Source organism: Streptomyces hiroshimensis (assembly GCF_014650335.1).
In the GTDB taxonomy this organism is placed as follows: Bacteria; Actinomycetota; Actinomycetes; order Streptomycetales; family Streptomycetaceae; genus Streptomyces; species Streptomyces hiroshimensis.
On sequence record NZ_BMUT01000018.1, the window covers coordinates 75710 to 96442 of the forward strand.

Here is a 20733-nt window from a genome sequence, read left to right on the forward strand (position 1 = left end):
AGGCCACGACCTGGAGAAGGCGGGCTCGCAGTGCGCGGACGTGACCGTCCCGCTCGGTCCCGGCGAGCGACCGGACGTGCGTCAAGACGACCGGTTGAACCGACGGATCCGATGAAACCGACGGGACCGACGGAACCGATGCAGCCGACGAACAGCGCCCGGTCTCAGTCCGGGCGCAAGGAGCGCCAGATGCTGTCGGGCAGGATGCGCGCGGCCTCGGCCAGGTCGATGTCGTCGTAGGTGCTGGCCAGCCAGCGGCGCGCGGCCTCCGCGACCGGGCCCATGACCAGGACCTCGATCAGAGCCGGGGGCATGGGGGCGATCTCGCCGGCCTCGATGCGCGGCCGGATCCACTCGGCGAGGCCGTCCAGCTTGGCGGCCTTGGCGGCACGGATCTCCTCGGCGTGCGCCACCAGGTAGCCGGAGTAGGCCGAGGCGTGGAGGAACAGCGCGGCGTCCCGGTGCTCCTCGGTGAAGCGCAGGTAGGCCAGCACGAGCGCGCGGACGCCGGTGCGTGCGGTGCGGGAGCGCTTCACGGCGTTGACGAGTTCGTCGAGCAACTGCTCCATGCACCGGGTGTAGAGCGCGGCGGCCAGGCCGTCGAAGCTGCCGAAGTGGTGGTAGAGACTGCCCAGGCTGACACCGCTGGCGGCCGTGACGGCATTGACCGTGAACCCCTGCCGGCCCGACTCCGCGTACACGCGCAGCGCGGTGGTCAGGAGCAGGTCGGCGGTCGCTTCGCCGCGTTGTTGCTTGGGGGACATCCGGCGATCGTATCCACCCTCCGGCCCAACAAGGGTCAACTAGAAGGAACTTCTAGAAAAAGTATCCATAAAGTACCTTCCTCCTCAGGTCAGCAGGCCGGCACGGCATCCTTGTGGGCATGACGGAACTTCTTGCACCACCTACCGGCGGCCGGCCCATCACCGCTCTTGACGACGGCTCCGGGCCGACCCTGATGGTGGTCCACCCGGGCGGCGGAGACGCGACGAGCTGGGACGGCGTCACCCGCCACCTGACCGGCGACTTCCGCGTCGTCAGGATCCGGCGGCGGATATACGTCCCCGGCGCGGACATCGCACTGCCCCACTCGATGGCGGACGAGGCGGCGGACATCGTGGCGATCGCGGAACTCCTGAAGCCTCCCGTGCTTCTCGTGGGGCATTCCTCAGGAGCGGTCGCCGCGCTGGAAGCCGCGTTGCTCGCACCCGGCGCCTTCGCCGGGATGTTCCTCTACGAACCGCCGGTGCCCACCCGGGAGCCGATCGCCGGGGCGGCGGGAGTACGTGCCCGCGCCGCGCTCGACGCGGGCGACGTCGTCGAGGCGATGCGGATCCACATGCGCGACATCGTCCGGATGCCCGGGGCCACGGTCGACGCGATGTTCGACGACCGGCATCTGCGAGAGGCGGTCTGCGCCGCGGCGCACGCGCAGATCGCCGACGACGAGGCGATCGACGCACTCGGCGTCGGCACCGACCGCTTCGCGGCCCTCACCCTGCCCACGACCCTGGTCCAGGGAGACCTCAGCCCCCTCCATCTGCGCGAGCGCCTGGCCGACCTGGCGGCGGTCCTGCCGGACGCGCGGGTCGTGACGCTCACCGGACAGGGACACGCCGCCCACCTCACCGCTCCGGGCCCCTTGGCCGGTGCGATACGGGAGACGGCGCGTCAGGTTCTTCAGTCCTGAAGCCGGGCGCGGCTCGCGCCGCCGTGCCGAGCCCTGTGCCCATGCCAGTGCCCGGGCATGGCCGCCTGTTGCTGCAGGAGGGCCGCGATGTGGTTGAGGTCGTCGAGGATGCCCAGGAGGCCCTCGATGTCGGGTGCGGAGGCGCCGTTGACGCCGATGAAGAAAGTGTGGCGCCGGCCGTGGCCGGTGTCGAAGTAGCCGGCCAGGGTGTCCCCGCCCACGGCCAGCCGGTTGTTGACGGCGTCGAAGCCCGCGACCGTGCCGGGTTTGGCGAAGACCTTGCCGTGGGCCGGGCAGGTGGCCGCGCGGGTGCAGGAGCCGGCGAGCGAGCCGTCCACGCCCAGGATCGGCAGGGCCCTGCGGAACAGGGCCGCCTCGGGAGTGCGCTCCCAGAACCGCAGCAGGCGGGGGAACGCCGCCGGGGTGACGCGGTCCACGGGGTTGCCGCCGCGGCCGTCCAGCAGCTGCAGCTGACGCGGGTCGACCCCGGCCTTGCGGAGGAAGGCGGTCAGCGGCCGGAAGCCGTCGTCGCAGCGGTGGCTGCCGGTGTGCACGGCCATCAGGCAGATGCCCAGGTTGGCCCCGAGGTTGTGGCTGACCTTGAGGATGACCTTGGCGTACTCGGTGTAGGGCGGGGACACGTACGCCGCGACGCGCTCCGTGCCGGTCCGGGCGCGCCGCAGGAGGCCGGACGGGTTGGGGCCGGTCGCGGGCGCGTGGACGGTGACGCCTGCGCGGCCGAGTGCCTCGATGAGGGCGGTCCGCCCGAAGGCGTCGGGGTCGTGAACCGGGGAGACCCTCAGTACGGGCTTCGCGCCCTCGGCGATCGTTCCGGTGAGGGTGATGCGGGTGCCGTCGGGCGAGGCGGTGACGGAGAGGTCGGTGGTGCCGCCCGCCGGAACGGTCCGCACCTGCGAGTCGACCCGGTACGGCGCGACGTGGGGGCGCCAGTCGAGCCGGGCCGGGCGGCCGGCGGACGTCGGGGTGGTCAGCAGGTCGACCACGTTGTCGTTGACGATGAGCGGGGTCGGGGCCGGGTCCAGGTTGGGGGACGAGGTGAAGAGCCGGGAGTCGACGACGACGTCCCCGTCGACCTCGGTGATGCCGGAGCGCCGCACCTGGCGGGCCAGTTCGTCGATCCCCGCCAGCGGGTTCTGCGGGGTGAGCGTCGCGCCGGGGACGTCGTTGGCGTAGGTGTGGTCGACGTCGGTGTACTCCATGGTGCCGCCCGGGCCCGTCCGGCCGCCCAGGCTGAGGTCCCCCTGGCCGACGAGCACGAGGTGGCCGTCCAGCGCCGACCGGTGCCGATGCCCCACGGCCAGCACGGGTGTGGTGAACCGGTGGCCGCCGCCGATGGTCCGCCAGGTGGCCGAGACGCTGAACAGCTTGGCCGCGGAGCCTGGGATGAAGAACTCACCGGCGTTCTTCGACCGGACGGTGCGCCCCTTCTCGTCGACCTCCAGCAGGCCCCACCGGGCGTGCGCGTACGCGGGTTTCCGCATCACCGCCTCGACGGCGGCACCCGGCCCGCGCTCCCGGCCCGCCACCGCTGGTCCCGCGGACGCCGCCGTCACCGCGGTGATCACGGCGGCCGCGACCCCCGCCCGTGCCCGCCATCCCCGCGTGAAGCCTCTCATCGCGCCACCGCCACCTGTTCCCGGTCCGGGTCCGGCACGGACCGGTGTCCGCGCCGATTGCGGCAGCCGTACCGCGCGGGGCGCCCCGCCGAACCTCCCGGCCGCCACCTTCACCCGCGCGCCGGTCCGTCACACACGCATCGCCGCCCCGAGCGCGGCCGACGCCCGGTGGGCCACCTCGGCGGGGGCCGCGGCGATGACGTCGTCGAGCGCGGCCCGGGAGGTCTGCAGGTCGGTGATGGCGCGCGTGATCCGGTCGCGTTCCCTGCACAGGTCCGCGAGCAGGTCGGAGCAGGTGGGGACGAGCCGCTCGTCCTCCTCCCGCAGGCAGGGCAGGATCGCGGCGATGGTGGCGGTGTTCAGTCCGGCGGCGAGCAGGCTGCGGATACGGCGCACGGCGGCGACGTCCGCCTCGGCGTATTCCCGGTAGCCGCTGGGCAGCCGGGCGGGGTGGAGCAGGCCCTGGGCCTCGTAATAACGCAGCAGTCGCTCGTGGACGCCGGTCCTCCGGGACAGTTCGCCGATCCTCATGCCGATCCCCGCAACTGCTTGTACTTCTTGACTCTTACATTGATGTCAGAGTTTAGCGTCCGCGACATGAGCAAGAGCTTCCTCCCGCTCGCCGCCCTGAGCGCGAGCGTCTTCGTCGTCGGCACGGCCGAATACCTGATCGCGGGCATGCTGCCGCAAGTCGGATCGGACCTCGGGATATCGGAGGGGACGGCCGGGCAGTCCGTCACCGCCTACGCCCTGGGCGTGGTGATCGGCGGCCCGGCGATGACCATGCTGACCTCCCGTCTGCCCCGCAAACGGCTGGCCGTGGGGCTGATGCTGCTGTTCGCGGCAGGCAGCGTGGTCTGCGCCCTGGCCCCCACCTTCGGCATGCTGGTGACCGGGCGTGTGGTCTCGTCCCTCAGCCACGCCGCGTTCCTGGCGGTGGCGATGGTGATGACGACCGGCGTGGTGCCGCCGGAGAAGACCGGGACGGCCATCGCCACGGTCGCCTCCGGCTTCGCGGTGGCCACCCTGCTCGGCGTACCGCTGGGGTCGCTGCTGGGGCAGAGCGCCGGATGGCGGGCCCCTTTCTGGGCGTTGACCGTCCTCGCCCTGGCCGCCGCCGTGCTGCTGGCCGCCGTGCTGCCCGAGCAGCCGGCCCCGGCGACGCGGCTGCGGGACGAAGTCCGTGTGGTCACCCGCAGGCCCGTCCTGCTGGCCATTGCCGCCACTGCGGTCGGCTTCTCGGGCGTGACCACCGTCTTCACCTACCTCACGCCGCTTCTCGCCCGGATCGCGCACTTCTCCCCGGCAGCCGTCTCCGGGCTCCTCCTCGCCTACGGCGCGGGCAGCGTCCTGGGCAACCTGGTGGCCGGAAAGCTGACCGACAAGTCCCTGTCCGCGACCGTACGCGGCGTGTTCGGCAGCCTGACCGGCGTCCTGGCCCTCGTGCCCTTCGCGGTGGTGTGGCAGCCCACCGCCGTGCTCGCGGTCCTCGGGCTCGGCCTGCTCGCCACGGCCACCATCGCCCCGCTTCAGGGACTGATCCTGCGGTACGCGGGGGCTGCGCCCACCCTGGCCGTCGCGGTCAACGCAGGCGCCTTCAACCTGGGAGCAGCCGCCGGATCCGCCCTGGGCGGGGTGCTGGTCGCGGCGGGTGCGCTGCGCTGGACCGGCCTCGCCGGGGCCTTGCTGAGCGCGGCCGGCCTGGCCCTGACCTATCTCGTCCTGCCTCGCGCGCGGTCAGCCGCCCGCGGCGCCGTCGCCACGAGCGGCTGACCGATCTCACACGCAGGAGGTGAAGGTCGGGCTCGCGTTCGCGATGTACATCGTGGCTCCGCCACTGGGGTCGTCCTGGCCCTGCGGGGCCGGCGCCCACGGTCAGGCGGGGGCGGCGGAGGCGAAGGCCGCCTCCAGGCGCGGCACGAGGTCCACGAGGTCCTGCGCCCAGCAGCCGCTGGTGTGGCCGCCCTTGCATTCGGTGCCCCAGCCGGAGCCGTTGCCGTAGTCCACGTAGTGGTACGGGTACTTGAGGGCGTCCAGGCCGTCCTTGGCGTGCTGTGCCGCCGACCGGACCCAGAACTCCATGTTGCCCGCGTCGCCGTTGCCGTCGCCGGTGTAGATGGAGATGCCCATGCCGGCCAGCGCGCCCATGTGCGAGGACGGATCGGCCTGGTTCCAGCGCCAGTCGGCGTCGAACACCGGATACGGCGTGCCGAAGATCGCGTCGCTGGACACCGTCGGGCCGAAGTCGAGGTTGCAGGTGGGGTGGGAACTGCCGCAGAGCGGAGCGCCGATGTTGGTCAGGGTGGCGACGACCGCGGCGCGCATGACCGCGTGGTTGCGCGAGAGGTCGTCGGCCCCGGAGAGCGTGGCGACCTGGCTGAACAGCGCCGGATGCCGCTGGGCGTAGTGCAGGGCGCCGAAGCCTCCCATCGACAGGCCGCCGACCGCCCTCCCCGGCCGGGCGGCGACGGTGCGAAGGTTGGCGTCGATGAACGGGATCACCTGGTTGATGTGGAAGTTCTCCCAGTTCTGCGCGCCGGCGGCGGTCTTCTGGTCGAGCCAGTTGGTGTACCAGCCCCTGCGGCCGCCGTCCGGAATGACCGTGATCATCGACTTGGCGGCGGTGAGGGCGGGGTAGGCCACGGCCGGGTTCGCCGGGTCGTCCGAGGCGCCGTGCAGGAAGTAGAACACCGGGTACCGCTTGATGGGTTCGGTCGCGTAGTCGCTCGGCAGCAGGATCCGGATGTTGTGCGGTCCGGCGACCTCGTCCGTCTTCACGGTGATCACGAAGTTGGTGGCGGTGCCGGTGACACCGCCGGTCTGCGTCAGGCCGAAGCCGTCGTTCAGCTTCGGCGGGGCGGGCTCGTCGGCCTGCGCGGAGGGCACGCCCGGTGCGAGGAGGGCGGCGGCCAGAGCGGCGACGGCCACCGTGGCGCGCCGGAGCCGTACGGGTAAGAGCCGTCTTGATGCCATGGGAGCGGTTCCGTTCACACGTCCGGGATGGTGGGGAGGTGCAGGCTGCGCTGGGTCGAGTGTGGACCAACCAGCACTCGATGTAGAGGTTTCTTTTAGAAAATCCTTCCGGTTTTCCGTTACCGGCCCAGGACGACGCCGAAGGCCGTGGCCATACGCAGGCCCGCCCCCGGGTCTCCTTCGGGCGTTGCCGAGCCGTCGGCGAAGGCGTCCTCCAGGGCCAGGGTGCCCGCGCCGAGCTGGAGCAGGGTGGCGAGGTCGGTGATCAGCGCTGCCGCGGGTCCGGGGCCCGGGGCGGGGCCCTGGCCCATCTCCACGGTTCCGTCGTCGACCCGCGCGTGGAAGAGGAAGTCACCGACGCGGAACTCGTAGGTCTCGCGGATTCCGCGGGCCGCCTCCGGCCGGAAGCCGGCGCCGACCGCACCGATGATCCCGTAGCGGCCGTTGGTGGCTTCGAGGTGGGCGCCGAGGATCGTGACCGCTCGGCCGACGGCGTCGAGCCCGCCCTCCAGTTGGGCGATCCTCCGCTCCAGGGCGTCCTCGACGGTCAGCAGCCGGGCGCCGACCGCCATGAACGTCGCGAGATCCGTACTGACCACGCACGCGGCTTCCGCGGCCGAACCGTGCCGGACGTCGAGTGTGCCGTCGTCCACGCGGAGGTGGAAGACGTCGCCGTCGACGCGGAACTCGTACGTCTCGTGCAGCCCGCGGGCGAGTTCGGGCCGGAAGCCGGCGCGCACGCAGCCGAGCAGCCAGCCGAGCTGAAAGCGTTCGCCGGGCCGCGGCGCGCCGAGGAAACGCAGACCCCACCGGGTGAGCTCGTCCACCACTGGGCGCATGGCCTCGCCGAGGCCGGTCAGCTCGTACACCGCCGACGCGGCCGGGGGCGGCAGCCTGGACCGGCTCAGGATGCCCGCCTCGCCCAGCTCGCGCAGCCGCTCGGCCAGCACATTGGGGCCGATGCCGGGCAGGCCGGCGACGAGGTCGGTGTAGCGCCTCGGCCCCAGCAGGAGCTCCCGCACGATCAGCAGGGTCCAGCGGCCGCCTATCACGTCGAGGGCCCGGGCGGCAGGGCAGAACTGGTCGTAACTGCGTCCCACGCGCACTTGCCTTCCCTATTGATAGTTACTGCTTAGTTTTTCTATAGTCGAGCCCGGTTTTGCTCAACTTACCCACGGTTCCTCTCAGTTGAAAAGGGCCGGGTCGCGCCCTCTTCGGTGACGGCCCTGCCCCCGGCGAATGGAATGACGGTGCGCATACGCAAGGCGTTCTTCGCGGCAGGCCTGGTCTCCGCGCTCCTGGCCGGCGGCTCGCAGGTGCCGGCCGCCGCCGCGGGGCCGGCGGCCCCGGCCGCGGCCGGCCTCGGGTCGTGCGAGCGGCAGGCGAGCGTGGAGGTGTTCCACAAGGGCGGCATCCCGGTCCTCGACTGGCGGGAGAACCTGGAGTTCGACGGCCGCGGCACGCTCTGGGTGGCCCACATCCTCAAGAACCGCGTCGAGGGATACGCCCCCGACGGGACGCTGAAGACCAGCTTCCCGGTGAGCGGTCCCGGCGGTCTCCGGCGCGGCCCCGACGGCATGATGTACGTCAACTACGGCGTGAACCCGCTGGCGACGGACGGCGGCATCATGCGGTTCGACCCGGCCGCGGCGACGCCGAAGCCCGAGAAGGTCGTGGGAGGCATCCGGGGCATCAACGGCCTGGCCATCGACGCCGGCGGCAACTTCTACCTCAGCCGCGAGCTCGCCACCGGCATCGTGAAGGTCCGCCCCGACGGCACGAAGGACGAGGAGTGGACCCGGGCCGCGGACGTCTTCGGCGCCAACGGCCTGGAGATCGTCGGCGACCAGCTGTACGCGAGCGTCATCACCGACACCTCGTCCCCGGTCTTCCGCATCCCGCTGAACGACCCGGCCCGCCGTACGACGGTCACGCAGCTCAGCAGGAACCTCCTGGACATCAAGCTCCTCGACGACCTCACGTACGCCGACGGAAGCCTGGTCGTCGCCTCCTTCCGCGACGGTCAGCTCATCCGGGTGGACCCGGACACCGGCCGCTCCTGCGTCCTGGCGAGCGGGCTGCACATGCCCAGCAGCGTCCGGGTCGCCCGCGCCTTCGGCGAACACAGCGCCCAGCACGCCCTGTTCGTGGTGGAGGCCTCGGGCCGCATCCTGAAGGTGACCCTCCGCTGACCTCCTGCCCCCCCCCGATCCCCGGCACGGACACGCGGTGCCGGGGACCTCGGGCTCAGCGCATGTGCCGCACGAAGACGTCCTTGACCCCGTTGCCGTCACCGGGCACGAGGTTCGTGGCGTACGACGCGAAGGCCACCGCGTGCCCGCCCAGGGCGACGGAAGGCGCCTCGGTGAACCCGTCGGGGAAGCCGCCGTCCGCGGCGACACTGATCCGGCGCGTCGCGCCGGGTCCCTCGCGTCGCAGGTCGCGCAGGTACAGCGCATAGCGGCAGTCCGGCTCCGCGGTCACGCACGCCCCGGTGCCGTAGGCGACGTAGCGCCCGTCGGGGCTGATCTGCGGTTCGCTCGCTGTCCGGTCGAGGCGCCCGCCGTCGGGCGCGGTGCTCGCGGCCACCGTCCGGCCGGTGCGCAGGTCGTGCACGAACACCTCCCACCGCGTGAGGGGGTTGGGCCTCTCCTTGCCGTCCCGGTAGCTCAGGAAGGCGAGATAGCGGCCGTCCGCACTGAGCGAGGGCTGCCGGATCCACGCGCTGACCTGCTGCGGGTCCCCGGGCAGCCGGTCCACCTTGCGCAGCGCGCCGGTCGCGCGGTCCCGTACGTACGCGTCGATGCGTGTGGGGATCCTCGGCGCTTCCTCACCGAACGCGACGTACCGGCCGTCCGCGCTGAGGGAGACCGAGCCGACCGCAGGCGTGTCCAGGCGCTCCTCCAGCGGCTGGCTGATCACCTCCGTCGTGCCGCGCTCGCGGTCGCGCAGGAAGAGCGTGGACCCGCCCAGGCTCGGGTTGTGGTGGGGCGCGTACGCGGTGAAGGCGGCGTAGCGCCCGTCGGCACTGAGGGCGGCGGGGTGGGCGTAGAGCTGGGGAGTGCCGTCCAGACCGACACTGACCGCCTCGGTACGCCCGGTGCGCAGGTCGCGCACGTAGACGTGCGTGCCCGTGGAGGGCCGCTCCCCCGGTGCGAGGGCGGGGTCGAAGGAGGAGAAGGCGACGTATCGGCCGTCCGCGCTCAGCGCCGGAGACCAGCTCCCGCTCCGCGCCTGGCGTCCGTCGTCGCCCACACCGGCCCGGACCACGATGCCGGTGCGCAGGTCGCGTACGAAGACGTCACCGGCATCGTTGGTGTCACCGGGCACGAGGTTGGACGCCTGCGAGGCGAAGGCGACGAAGCGGCCGTCGGCGCTGATGGCGGGCGCCACTGACTGGCCGTTGCCCTCGGCGCCGCCGGCCGCCGTGCTGACCCGCTCCGTACGGGGCGGGTGGGCGTGGGCTGTTGCTGCTGTTGCTGTTGCTGTTGCTGCTGTTGCCGGTGGGGCGGCGGTGAGGAGTGCTGCGGTCGCGGTGAGCGTGGTGACGGCTAACAGGGTGCGTCTGATGCGTCTTATTCGTCGTCCGTTGACGGCCATGCCCGTTCTCCCATCGGATGCGGGGTGAGTCGGTGCCGGTGAAGGCAGCATGCCTTGCCCCACCTCCGGCTGCCATCCGGATGTGAGCTGAAACGGGTGAGGGGCCCGCGCGGGGGACGCGGTCTACTGACCGCCGCCCATGCTGTGCGGGGCCGGCTGCTGGAAGGGCGTGCGGACGTCCTTCGGCTCCCGCTTGCCGTCGGCTCCGGGTTCCCTCACCAAGGCGAGCGGGGCGTAGTGATAGTCGACACCGTGCGGCTCCTCCTGTCTCCGCTCCCCTTGGTCGTCCAGCGGCCACTCCACGTCGCCGGTGACCACCCGCGCCGGGATCAGCCAGTAGTCACCGGCCCGGTACTTCCGCGGCTCTTTTTCGTCCTTGCCCGCGCCGAAGAGGATCTGGACGCCGTCCTCGAGGTCGATCCAGCTGCCCTGCCTGACGAGAAGCGTTTGCTGGCGCACGTGCTGCGGGCCCTCGGCCTCCTCGGCTCCCTCGGCTCCCTCGGCTCCCTCCTGCGCCTTCTTCGGCTTCACCGGCTCCGGGCGGTGGTCCCAGCGCCGCAGTACGGGGTGCAGCGCGGGGTCGGCGCCGAGGCCCGGCTGATGGCGGTCCTGGGAGGGGTCGGCGTGCAGGACCACCTGCCGGGCGGTGTGGTCGGCCTCCACGACGCGGTACAGGCTGGTGGACGTCTCGAGGATCTTGTCCGCGGCGGCGCGGCAGACCGTGGCGTCGTCGACGACTTCGACGATGTCCCCGGCCTCCACGCCGAGCCGCCCGTCCCGGCCGAGTGACTCGAGCTCCAGCGTGGCACCGGCGGCCGACCTGATCGGGAGGACCACCGAGGCGTTCTCCCTCGACCATTTGAACGTCGCCGTACCCGCGGTGCCGCCCTGGTGGATCTCCACCCGGTAGAGCTGGTTCTCCGGACCGCGGTAGCCGGACTCCGGCGGCAGGTCGCATGGGGCAGTGCCCTCCTCGGGGCGGGCGGCCTTGGCGGCGAGCCTGCCGCGGGGCTCGAACCGTCCGTCGAGCTTGGCCTTGAGGAACGGGCCCGGATCGAGGGGGAAGATGGTCTCGTCGGCCGGCATCCAGTCGAGCTGCCAGACGACGCGGGTCCGGACGCTCGTGTCGGGGCCGTGCAGGCCCAGGGCGACCTCCCGCAGGGCCGGCACCTGGGCAGGCGTGACGAGCCGTTCCCAGACCCTCAGGTAGACCAGGAACATCGTCGAGGGGAAGCCCGTGGCCCGGTCCGGGTCGGGGGGACCGTCGGGCTGCCTCTGATAGTCGGTCCCCTTCTCGCACTCGCACAAGATGCCGTCTACGTACATACGGCCTTTTGTCACGGAGAAGGTGCCGTTCTCGAACGCGACCTTGAAGCCCCCGGCCTCGTTCCCTTTGGGACCGGCGGGATAGACGGCCGGCCCGAACAGATCGGTGACGAGGGTGCGCATGTAGTGCATCAGGATGGCGGTCTGCTCGTTGAGGTCGGCATCGAGCTGGACGCGTCCCTGCTGGGCCAGGACGGCCGAGAACCGCCGGTCCTTGTCGAACGTGACGCGCGAGAAGTCGCCTTGCATGGGTGTTCGGGCTCCCTGGTTGAAGCGCGGTGGAATTAGGTGGGGTCAGGTGACGAAGACGAGGGCGGGGTCGCAGCCGGCGGGGGCGTACTCGGCGAGACGCGTGCGCAAATTGTCCTCTCGCTGCGGCTGGAAGAGGTCGTGCAACGCGCCGGGTTCGGATCCGTCGTCCGCACCGCGGCGGATCGCGTCCGGGCTGCCGTCGGCGAGCTGCAGGTATCCGGGGGTCCCGTAGCGGGTGCTGGTGAAGCGCAGCGGGGCGGCCACGGCGGTGCCGGAGTGCTCGGGTTCGCAGTGGAAGCGCCGCGGGGTGCGGGACCCGGGCGGCAGCCAGCAGAACCGCACGCAGCCGGCCGCCCCGTGCACCACGCGGACCTCCCCGTCGAGCAGGCAGTTCTCCACCAGGTCGACGGAGTGGACGTGCACGGTGCCGATGACCGTGGTGCGGTGGGCGGTCAGGACGGCGTGAGCGTGGCGGTCCTCGGGGCCGGTCAGGGCGGCGGAGGTGCGCGCCGTGGCGTCGAGGGCGCTGTCGGAGAGGTGGATCCGCTGGGGATCGTCGGTGAGCTCGCCCCGGCGGACGACGACGGTCCCGAGCACGCTGTGCTCGACGCGGACGCGGGCAGGCGTGTCGACGAGCTCAAGACTCGGCTCCTCGGGCTCGCGCGGCCCGCACCGCTCGTCGAGGTCCCAGCCCGGCACGAGGGTGCAGTGCCGGATGAGGAGGTCCTCCACGTCGCCGCGGACCTGGACGCTGCGGCCGGTGACCATCAGGCCGTCGAGGGTCAGGGAGGGCGCAGGCCCCTCCCCCGTGCCGGTACCGGTGATGCGGAGGGCGTCCGGGCGGTTGCCGGACACGTCGAGGAGGCGGAGGACGGGGCGGGCGCCGTCGGCGGCCCGCAGCACGAGCCGGTCGCCCCGGTTGAGGGAGAGGTCGAGCAGGTCCTGGTGGACGTCGTTGCCGCTGATCTCGATGATGCCGGAGGGCTGCGGCCCGGGGTCCGGCGGCGGGGCCTTCCGCGGCGGGGTGGTCCGGTGCGGCAGCCGGAAGCGACCCCAGTGCGGTCCGGTCCTCTCCTGCGATCCGGCGTCCTGCTCCGGACCCGCCTCCTGCTGCGGTCCGGTCTCTTGCCCCGGCCCCGCCTGCTGCTCCGGGCCGGTCTCCTGTTGCGGTCCGGTCTCCTGCTCCGGGCCTGCCTCCTGCTGCGGGCCTGCCTCCTGCTGCGGTCCGGCTTCCTGCTCCCGTCCCGCCCGCTGCTCCGGCCCCGCCTCCTCCTGCTGCTTCCCGCCGGGACCATCGGGCTCCCGATCCGGTGCACCCGACGCGCCCAATGCGCTCGACGCGCCCGACGCGGCCCGCCACCGGTCGTAGTCGGCACGCCACCGGTCCTGGTCGGCACGCCATTGCTCGACGGCGTCCGTGATCCGGGCGAACCGCTCGCCGGGGCCGACGCGGTAGGGCTGCGGGGGGCCCTCGGGCACCACCGCGTACGGGCGCGGGTACTCGCCGCCTCCCAGGTCGCTCGCGGACCCGTGGTGGTAGGTGACCCAGACGCCCTGCTCGGGGGCTTTCCGGGAGGGGAAGGCGAGGCGTCCGAGGACGGGGTCGACGGCCACCTTCCCCTCCGGCGTCCGGTAGTCCCAGCCGGAGAGGTCGGCGGAGATGATCTGCTCCAGGTCCACCGGCGGACCGTCCTTGTCGCCCACCCACACGCAGATGCTCTTGCCGGGCCCGTAGTAGTCGTGGAGGCGCTCGGTGAGGGTCCGCCGGCCGATGGGCGCCGGGACGTTGAGCTCGCCCGCGATGTGGCAGGGCGACGGCTCGGGCACCGGCAAGGTGAACAGCTGCGTGTCGTTGCCCAGCACGCTGAACGTGAAGCGGTACGCGGCCCGGTCCAGGCAGAAGGCGGGGGCCCGGGTCTGGGACTGGGCCCGCAACCGCCAGACGTGGAGCCCGAGCCCGGGGATGGTGTACCGGCCGGAGCGCCGGTTCCCGCAGGCGCGCGCCACCTCGGCCGTGTGCGCGGCCTCGTCGAAGGGGCCGTCGAGCCGGTCGAGCTGCCCGGCCCGGCGGAGGTCGGCCAGCGCGCCGCGCCGCAGCCGGCGTGCGGTGTCGTGGTCGTCGGCCGTGAAGCGCCGTACCGGCTGGGTGAGGGCGAGCTGCCGCCGCTGCTCGACGGCGCGCGCGGGCCAGCCGGCGACGTCGGCGGCGAGGTCCTCCAGGAGGGCGAGCGTGCCCTTGCGGCGGCGGTTGGCGACGGTGTCGGCGACCTCGCGGCGCGGCATGGCGAAGGCGAGGAGCCGGTCGCTGCCTTCCCTGTTCTCGGTGAGGGCGGCGACCGCGCCGGGCGGGAGGGTGTAGCCGATGAGGGCTCCGAGGTAGGGGACGACCCAGTCGGCGCAGGTCTCGATGAACCAGTCGTCGTACATGCGCTCGATGTCGGCCTCGACGACGCCGGCCTGTTCGGCGATGACGGACAGCAGGGCGCGCAGCTGCCCGCCGTTCCGCTCGTCCATCCTGCGGTGGACGGAGGGCAGGAGGGCGTAGAGCCGGTCGGGGTTCACGGGATCCTCCGCAGGACGAGGGTTTCGGGCACCGCGGGGTCGAGGACCACGAGCTGAGCGGCGCGCAGGCCGCGCCCGACGATGAGCTTGGTCCCGCCCGTTCCGACATCTTTGCTGGGCACGGCGGCGGGGTTGAGGGCGACGAGGCGGTCGAGGCTCAGTCCGTAGCGCAGGGCGACGGAGGTGAGGGTGTCGCCCGGGAAGATGCGGGCGAGGTCCTCCCGGAAGCCGGCACGGACGGCCGGGACGGACGGGGCTGCCCGGGTGAGCTGTTCGGCGAGGCCCGTCAGCCCGACCGTGTCGATGTCGTCCGGGATGCCCCCGAAGATGTCCACGTCGACGTGGTCGACGCCCGGGACGGCCTGGGCCGCGGCGATGGCGGCGCTGAGGTGGACGGGCTGCGCGAGCTCGGCCCGCTCGAAGCCGAGGGCGTCGGACAGGGCGCGGCGCACGGCGGGTTCGACGTCGTCCCACGTGTGGTCGGGCAGGACGCGGATGCCTGCGGAGACGACGAGGAGGACCCGCTCGCGCAGGGCCACCACGACCGGCAGCGCGGGATCCCCGTAGCGGTTCAGTGCGGCTTCGAGGGAGGTGAGGAGCGGCGAGGAGGGACCGGCGGGGGCGTCGCCGACGGTCGCGACGGTGACCTGGACGACGCGGCGGCCGGTGTCCTGGCAGTACTGGGCGGAGGCCTTGCCGATGCCCGCGTAGGCCCGGGCGAAGTCCTCGTAGTCGCGCAGCGACACGATCCGGTCCAGGGCGCGCAGCCGCAGGGGCACGCGGCTGCGGGTGTCGCCCGGCCCGTCCGCGTCCGTGCCCCCGGTCGCCGGGACCGGGTTGGTGACGGCGCTGACGCCCAGCGGCCTGCTGACGACCTGGTTGACCTGGCCGGTGGGCAGGTTGCCGCCGCTGCCGCCGCCGACGCGGTACGCGGCGGTGACGTTCTCCGTCCCGGTGTGGAGCCGCGCGCCGTGGACGCCGTCGCCGAAGGTGACCGCGGCCGCGCCGTCCGGGCCCGTGCGCAGCCGGCACCCGCGGTCGGCGGGCCCGAGTTCGGCGAGGTCGTCCGTCCAGTGCCAGGTGACGCCGCCGACCCGGACGGTGAGCGTGCCGCCGGCGCCGGTGGGCGTCGCCGCCGGCAGCCAGGTCAGGGGGGTGCGGCGCAGGGAGAAGGTCTGCCCCGCCTGCGCGGCGTCGCCGCTGCCGATCACCTCCTTCACGCTCTCGCCCGCCGTGGCGGGGACGACGTTGCCCTGGATGACGACGGTCTCCCGCCGGTAGCTGTAGGCGAGTTCGGTGGTCAGGACGAGCGTGGTCCGCAGCCGGTCGCCCGGGCGCCGGAGGTCGGTCCCCTGGCGCACTCCGCCGAGCATGACGAGCTCCGTGCCGCGCACGCCGGTGGTGTAGGGGACGTCGGTGCGTTCGCCGGAGACGACGAGCCACCGCCCCGGGGCGAGTCCCTCGCGGATGTCGTCGAGGGTGATCTCGCGTCCCATGATGTCGGAGTCGACGGGGACTTCGGCCGGGGCCAGCGGCTCCCCGGCGGCCCACACGGTGACGGCCTTGCGGGCCTCCTCGCCCCGGTAGGCCTCGGGCAGCTCCTCTGTCAGGGTCAGGCGGGTCACCTGGAAGACCAGATTCTCACCGGCGCGCAGGGTGCACTGGGTCACCGCATCGACCTGGCGCACGAGCGGCTTTTCTCCACCCTTCTCCAGGACGATCGGCGTACCGGGGCGGATCGCGTCGTAGACGGCGTCGAGGGTGAGCTGTTTCGGCGTTGCGGCGTCCGACTCGATGGCCTTGTCCACCTTGATGGTGTCGTCGCGCTGCTTTCCGGGGACCACGACGCAGGGAGTGGCCTTGACCCGGAGCCACCGGATCTCCTGGAGCGCTTCGGCCGGGGTGACGGACGCCGTCCCCATGGCCTGGTAGAGCTGTCCGGCGAGCTGGGGGCGGGTGGCGGCCAGGAGCCTGGGCAGGGCGTCGGAGCCCGCCCCGTAGAGGTCGGCGATGGAGGTGGTCAGGTCACGCCGGCCGGCGGGGGGACGGGAAGGGGGCCGGGCGAGGGCGGCGAGGACGGGGGTGAGGCCGAGCAGTACCTTGCCGCTCCGGCCTTTACTCTCGCTCTCGTCGGCTGTCGCTCCCTCAGGCTCGCCCCCGCCCGGCTCGCCTCCGCCCGGCACGTTCCCGTCCGGCTCGCCCCCGCCCGGCGCATTCCCGCTCGGCGCATCCGTGCCCGGGCCGACGAGCATGTTCGCGCCAGGGACCTCCCCGGTCCCAGTCCCGGCCCCAGTCCCGGCCCCGGCCCCGGCCTCGACGAGGCCGCGCCTTGCCGGAGGTTCGCCGAGGTGGATCAGGGCCTCCAGTTCCGGGGAGTTGGTCGCCCGGGCGGCCGCGCGCCGGAGCGCCCCTGCCGCGTCCGCGACCGGACCGAGCAGCTCCACGAACTCCCGGTCGCCGTCCTTCCTCCTGGCGACGGCCAGGTGCTCGTCGAGCCGGTTGAGCGGCTCGGCGAGCCCGGTGAAGAAGACCGACTGCGGAGGGAAGCCGGCTTTCAGGATCGGATCGAGCACCGCATCCCGTAGCTTCTTGCCCGCATCGCTGAGGGACTGCCCGCGCTTCGCCGCGGTGACGGCCTTGCTCAGGACCTCGACGGCGTCGGCGTACTCGTCCTCGGGCGTGGCCGACGCGAAGTGGACGATGGTGCGCCCGTGCTCCGGGTCGGCCTTGCTCTCGTGGACCGTGCGGACGAGGAAGCGGTCGGGGGTGTTGAGGGTAGCGGGGGTGTCGGGAGTAAAGGAGAAGAGCATCCGGTCGCCGGGCCGCAGACCCGCCTGGATGCCGGAGAGCTCCAGGACGCGGGCCGTCTCCAGGTGCTCGCGGGTGAGGTCGGGAGGCTCGGTCCGGCGGACGGGCAGCTGGTTCCACTCGGCACGGGCGTGGAGGTCCTCCGACGTCTCGAAGGTCTGCGGGAGGCCTCCCGGCAGAGGCGTGCTCTTGACCTGCGATCCGGCCGGGATCGTGGTGCGGCCGCCGGGGTCGAGGGTGTAGGCGAGGAAGGTGCCTGCGCCCAGGGCGGGCCGGGGGCGGTGTCCCACGAGCCGGCCGAGCCGGGTGAGGGACTCCTGTTCGGTGGCCGTGCCGAGGTAGCCCTCGTTGGTGATGCGCTCCTGATAGAAGGTCAGGATGTCGCCGATGACGGCCCAGGCGTCCAGCAGCGCGACGGAGGGGTCGTCGGTCTTCCGGTGGGTGAGCCGGGCGAGCCGGCCCTCGCCCGGCAGCCGGGCGAGCATGGCGGCCAGGAACTGTCCGTGGGTGCCGGCGCGGCAGGACAGCTCGGGCAGCCCGGGCCGGTTCCAGATGCGTGCCGGACCGGCCGGACCGGTGGCGGTGCGGCAGCCGCAGCGGCAGGTCGGGCTGCTCATCGTCCTCCTTGGACGTTCAGGTCCAGCTTGCCGTTCTCCGGCCGGGCGCTGTCGTCGTCGAGCCGGGCGATCTCCAGCGGTCGCATCCGCAGCAGCCCGTCGGCCGGCGTGTCCGCACCGGTGGCGTTCAGACGGCACAGCCGGGTCACTTCGGCGTGGCGCACGCCGGGGACGGCGACCACCGCCGCGATCAGCCGGCTGGCCGGCACCGGGGTGCCGAACGACAGGGCGTCGGGGTCGAAGAATCCCCGTCCACCGCCGGGCAGGGGGCCGGGGCGCAGCACGTTCAGCACGGCCTGCTTGACGTGCGCGGCGATGTGGTCAGGGTCCGCCCACACCGTCAGGGCGACGTCGAGGGGCACCTGGACGGCCGGCCCGGTGACGACGTCGTGGCCCATGCGGCGGTAGCGGTGCAGGGCCTGCCCGACGGCGTCGAGCATCTCCCGGGGCACGTCCGCGGAGCCCTGGGCGTCCAGGGCGACGTCGGCCTCGTACCAGCTGCCGTTCCAGCGCAGCGACGCGGCCGCGCGCTGGACGCCGGGCTGCTGCTGGGCCAGTGCGGCGTAGTCGTCGGCGGTGATGGCGCGCAGGAGCCTGCGGAAGGGCTCGCGGGGCGCGGCGCGGCGTACGTCGGCCACGGATTCGGGGTCGGTGCCGCCGGCGGCGGGCAAGGGGTTGCGGACGCCTGTGATGCCGCCGGGCCGGAGGGTGTGGGAGGCGATCCGGTTGATCGCTTCAGGGCCGACGTTCCCCGCGCGGCCGTTGCCGACGCTGTACTCCGCCCGCAGCTTCGTGCCGGGGACGGGCGGGCAGCCTGCCCGCCCGTTTCCGAACCGCAGGGTGACGACGCCCTCGTCGTCGGTCTCGGCCACGACGTGCCGGGCGCGGGGGCCGCAGCCCATCAGGTCGCGGGCGGGCTTCCAGGGGGCGGAGTTCGCGGCGTACGTGCGGTCGGAGGCCGTCGCGTGCCTGTGAGGCTTGCCCTTGTGCTGCCCGGGCCCGTTCTCCTCCTGCGGCCTGTCGCCCGCGGGGATCTCCGGGCGGAGGAGCAGCCTGGGCAGCGCGGAGCGGGGATCGGTCCGCAGGGCGCGGGACGCCGGCCCGTGGAGGAGCGGGGAGCCGGGGCGGACGGCCAGGGCGTCCGGCCCCCAGCTCCGGACGAGCTCCCATTCGACGTCCTCCTCGGACAGGACGCATCCGGAGCGGGCCTGCCGGACGAGCGTGGCCAGGCGCCGGAGTCCGGCGTCCAGGAAGTGGTCGAAGCGGGAGAGGAGGGTGGCGAGGGCGCGCCGGTGGTCCTCGTGCAGGCCGACGGCGCGCAGGGTCTCCTCCCCGAACAGGACGGTCAGGGTGTGCTGGTCATTGGCGGTGGGGGCGCTGTCCGCGTGCAGGAGGTTGCGGATCCTGTCGCGCGCGCGGTCCGGCAGCAGTGCGAGCTGCCGCGCCTGCGCGGCAGCGATGTCGGCCGGGTCGGGGAAGGGGGTGGACCAGGTGAGGCCGGTGTCGGGCAGGACGGGGGCGAAAGCCTTCCTGCCGACCCAGGGGCCTTTCCCGCCGACCCAGGGGTCGTTCTCTCCGGCCCCGGTGTCGGGCGCGGTGAACTCCGGTGCGGCTGCGCCCGTCCCCCAGGTGTTGTCCAGGCCGTGTTCGACGAGCACGGCGTTGCCCCGGGCGACGGCCAGGGTCGCGGTGTAGCCGTAGGCGGTGAGGTGGAGGGGGAAGGTGAGGGCGTCCTCGGTATCCCAGGCGATGTCGAGGACGGGGACCTGCTCGACGGCGTCGATGCGCGGCGTGACGCGGGTGAGGCGGACGGCCTGCCGGTGTGCGGGATCGGCGTCGGCGAGGGCGCCGGTGGCCGGGCCGCGCTCCTCTTCGAGGACCAGGACGTCGCCGGGCCTGAGGTGCAGGACTCTGCGGGCGTGCCCTTCCGCCATCTTGCCGTCGCACAGGGTGGCTTCGGTGGCTCCGGCCGGCAGGTGGCACTGCTCGTTGCCCCAGCTCCACAGCTCGATACGGTTGTGGGCCGCGCGGAATTGGATCGCGCGGTCCTCCAGGGGCCGGAAGCAGACCTGTCCCCGGGCCCGCAGCTCATCGCTCGTGATCACGGGCCCGGCGTCCGGTCCCCCGGGCGGCACGACGGCGAAGGCGAGTTCCCCGGGGTCGGCGACGTCCAGGTCCGTGCGGGTCTCCACGCAGACGAAGGTCCGGGAGGCGCAGCCGTCGTGCATGGGGTAGTCGACGAGGCGGGCGTGCCGGCGGACGGAGGTGCGCAGCCGGGCGGTGTCCAGGTAGGCCTCGGCGGCGACGGCGTCCTGCTGGTAGCTGAGCCGGTCTCCGACGTGGGCGAGGAGCTCGACCAGGGTGATGCCGAGGTCCGGCACGTGCCGCTCGGTCCATCCGGGCACGGTCAGGGCGAGCCGGTCCAGGAGCAGGCGCCGGAAGCCGGCGTAGTCCTTGGTCAGATAGTCGACGGGCGGGGCCGGGCCGGCCGGGGGCGGGGGCGGGCCGTCGGCGGGCCGGCAGTCCAGGCCGGTGGGGCACTGCTGCCGGAAGCCGAACTCGTGCACGGCGTAACGGGAGTCGAAGGCGTCGCCGACGGCAAGCAGGCGGTAGGGGGACGGGTCGCCGCGCCGGTCGAGGGCGAGGTGCACCTCGGTGGCGGGGTCCCCGTCGGCGGAGTCCTGGACCGTGGCGGTGACGACCTGGATGCCGGTGACGCGCCGGCCGCCCTCGATGCGGAAGCTGTACCGGTCGATGCCGGGGGGCACGGCGCCGAACAGCGTGACGGTGAGTCCGCGCTGGTCGGGGTCGACGGTCACCGAGTCGATGCCGGCCAGCCCGGCCCGGCGCACGGAGGCGCGGCGCCGCTCGTCGTCGCAGACCGGCAGGCCCGGGGGGTTCATGCCGCGGTCCCCCCGTTGACGACGATGCTGTGGCGCTGCCCCGTCACGGCGAGCCGGTAGCTCAGCGAGACGGTCAGGGTCGACTCCTCGGCGGTGACGACGAGGGACTCGACGGTGAGCAGGTCGCCCAGCCAGCGCTGCAGTGCGGCCTGGGCGGTCAGCTCCACGGTGGCCGCGAGCTCGGGGCCGTTGGGCGCGAAGACCAGGTCGAGCAGCCCGCAGCCGAAGTCCGGGCGGTTGACGCGCTCACCGGGGGTGGTGAAGAGCACGATCTCGACCATGTCGCGGACGTGGTCGGCGTGGCCGGTGTCCGCGGTGCGGCCGCGCTCGTCGATGCGGTAGGGGAAGTCGATGTCCACGGCCGG

At 73.2% G+C, this 20733-nt stretch carries 14 protein-coding genes; 3 read left to right on the forward strand and 11 right to left on the reverse strand.

The features are described 5' to 3' along the window. Nucleotides 1-164: 164 nt before the first annotated feature. Nucleotides 165-764, reverse strand: coding sequence for a TetR/AcrR family transcriptional regulator (locus IE241_RS30605; protein WP_190025111.1), 600 nt, complete (start codon nt 762-764; stop codon nt 165-167). 119 nt (nt 765-883) lie between these two features. On the opposite strand from IE241_RS30605, the gene IE241_RS30610 reads away from it, so the two are divergent. After that, entirely contained in the window at nt 884-1690 is an 807-nt protein-coding gene (locus tag IE241_RS30610; protein WP_190025112.1) for an alpha/beta fold hydrolase, read from the forward strand. Here the strand turns inward: IE241_RS30610 and dacB are convergent. Then, complete coding sequence (dacB, locus tag IE241_RS30615; RefSeq protein ID WP_190025113.1) at nt 1681-3327, reverse strand: D-alanyl-D-alanine carboxypeptidase/D-alanyl-D-alanine endopeptidase; 1647 nt, start codon at nt 3325-3327, stop codon at nt 1681-1683. The two genes, IE241_RS30610 and dacB, sit on opposite strands and share 10 nt — an antisense overlap. Nucleotides 3328-3456: 129 nt before the next feature. Beyond that, nucleotides 3457-3858, reverse strand: coding sequence for a MerR family transcriptional regulator (locus tag IE241_RS30620; RefSeq protein ID WP_190025114.1), 402 nt, complete (start codon nt 3856-3858; stop codon nt 3457-3459). Nucleotides 3859-3924: 66 nt separating this feature from the next. Between IE241_RS30620 and IE241_RS30625 the strand changes: the two genes are divergently transcribed. Then, complete coding sequence (locus IE241_RS30625; RefSeq protein ID WP_190025115.1) at nt 3925-5100, forward strand: MFS transporter; 1176 nt, start codon at nt 3925-3927, stop codon at nt 5098-5100. 102 nt (nt 5101-5202) lie between these two features. On the opposite strand, the gene IE241_RS30630 is transcribed toward IE241_RS30625, so the two are convergent. Together IE241_RS30630 and IE241_RS30635 are read right to left on the reverse strand one after the other, a co-directional pair. Next, nucleotides 5203-6300 carry an alpha/beta hydrolase gene (locus tag IE241_RS30630; protein WP_190025116.1) on the reverse strand — a complete coding sequence of 366 codons (1098 nt, stop codon included), beginning with the start codon at nt 6298-6300 and terminating at the stop codon, nt 5203-5205. A gap of 119 nt (nt 6301-6419) precedes the next feature. Continuing rightward, entirely contained in the window at nt 6420-7400 is a 981-nt protein-coding gene (locus IE241_RS30635) for a winged helix-turn-helix transcriptional regulator (RefSeq protein WP_229900069.1), read from the reverse strand. A 150-nt stretch (nt 7401-7550) separates the two neighbouring features. On the opposite strand from IE241_RS30635, the gene IE241_RS30640 reads away from it, so the two are divergent. Further along, complete coding sequence (locus tag IE241_RS30640) at nt 7551-8492, forward strand: SMP-30/gluconolactonase/LRE family protein (RefSeq protein WP_190025118.1); 942 nt, start codon at nt 7551-7553, stop codon at nt 8490-8492. A 55-nt stretch (nt 8493-8547) separates the two neighbouring features. Here the strand turns inward: IE241_RS30640 and IE241_RS30645 are convergent, their stop codons facing one another. The 6 genes from IE241_RS30645 to IE241_RS30670 all read right to left on the reverse strand — a co-directional run bounded on the left by IE241_RS30645 (nt 8548) and on the right by IE241_RS30670 (nt 20727). After that, the gene (locus IE241_RS30645) at nt 8548-9900 is read right to left on the reverse strand and encodes a TolB family protein (RefSeq protein WP_190025119.1); all 1353 of its coding nucleotides are present in this window, start codon (nt 9898-9900) and stop codon (nt 8548-8550) included. Between the two features lie 123 nt (nt 9901-10023). Further along, a complete protein-coding gene (locus IE241_RS30650) occupies nt 10024-11475 on the reverse strand; it encodes a DUF6519 domain-containing protein (RefSeq protein ID WP_190025120.1) in 1452 nt (483 codons plus the stop codon). Nucleotides 11476-11520: 45 nt separating this feature from the next. Next, the gene (locus IE241_RS30655; RefSeq protein ID WP_190025121.1) at nt 11521-14040 is read right to left on the reverse strand and encodes a hypothetical protein; all 2520 of its coding nucleotides are present in this window, start codon (nt 14038-14040) and stop codon (nt 11521-11523) included. Then, nucleotides 14037-17465: a putative baseplate assembly protein gene (locus tag IE241_RS34725; RefSeq protein ID WP_190025122.1), complete on the reverse strand. Its 3429-nt coding sequence runs from the start codon at nt 17463-17465 to the stop codon at nt 14037-14039. The genes IE241_RS30655 and IE241_RS34725 overlap by 4 nt, the downstream gene beginning before the upstream one ends. Beyond that, nucleotides 17462-20368, reverse strand: coding sequence for a putative baseplate assembly protein (locus IE241_RS30665; protein ID WP_190025123.1), 2907 nt, complete (start codon nt 20366-20368; stop codon nt 17462-17464). The genes IE241_RS34725 and IE241_RS30665 overlap by 4 nt, the downstream gene beginning before the upstream one ends. Further along, nucleotides 20365-20727: a GPW/gp25 family protein gene (locus tag IE241_RS30670; RefSeq protein WP_190025124.1), complete on the reverse strand. Its 363-nt coding sequence runs from the start codon at nt 20725-20727 to the stop codon at nt 20365-20367. Before IE241_RS30670 ends, IE241_RS30665 begins: the two co-directional genes overlap by 4 nt. Nucleotides 20728-20733: the final 6 nt, after the last annotated feature.

Excerpts from the sequence above, each read along its gene's own strand:
- IE241_RS30605 (WP_190025111.1), bottom strand. The coding sequence starts at position 764 with ATGTCCCCCAAGCAACAACGCGGCGAAGCGACCGCCGACCTGCTCCTG.
- IE241_RS30610 (WP_190025112.1), top strand. The coding sequence starts at position 884 with ATGACGGAACTTCTTGCACCACCTACCGGCGGCCGGCCCATCACCGCT.
- dacB (WP_190025113.1), bottom strand. The coding sequence starts at position 3,327 with ATGAGAGGCTTCACGCGGGGATGGCGGGCACGGGCGGGGGTCGCGGCC.
- IE241_RS30620 (WP_190025114.1), bottom strand. The coding sequence starts at position 3,858 with ATGAGGATCGGCGAACTGTCCCGGAGGACCGGCGTCCACGAGCGACTG.
- IE241_RS30625 (WP_190025115.1), top strand. The coding sequence starts at position 3,925 with ATGAGCAAGAGCTTCCTCCCGCTCGCCGCCCTGAGCGCGAGCGTCTTC.
- IE241_RS30630 (WP_190025116.1), bottom strand. The coding sequence starts at position 6,300 with ATGGCATCAAGACGGCTCTTACCCGTACGGCTCCGGCGCGCCACGGTG.
- IE241_RS30645 (WP_190025119.1), bottom strand. The coding sequence starts at position 9,900 with ATGGCCGTCAACGGACGACGAATAAGACGCATCAGACGCACCCTGTTA.
- IE241_RS30650 (WP_190025120.1), bottom strand. The coding sequence starts at position 11,475 with ATGCAAGGCGACTTCTCGCGCGTCACGTTCGACAAGGACCGGCGGTTC.
- IE241_RS34725 (WP_190025122.1), bottom strand. The coding sequence starts at position 17,465 with ATGAGCAGCCCGACCTGCCGCTGCGGCTGCCGCACCGCCACCGGTCCG.
- IE241_RS30665 (WP_190025123.1), bottom strand. The coding sequence starts at position 20,368 with ATGAACCCCCCGGGCCTGCCGGTCTGCGACGACGAGCGGCGCCGCGCC.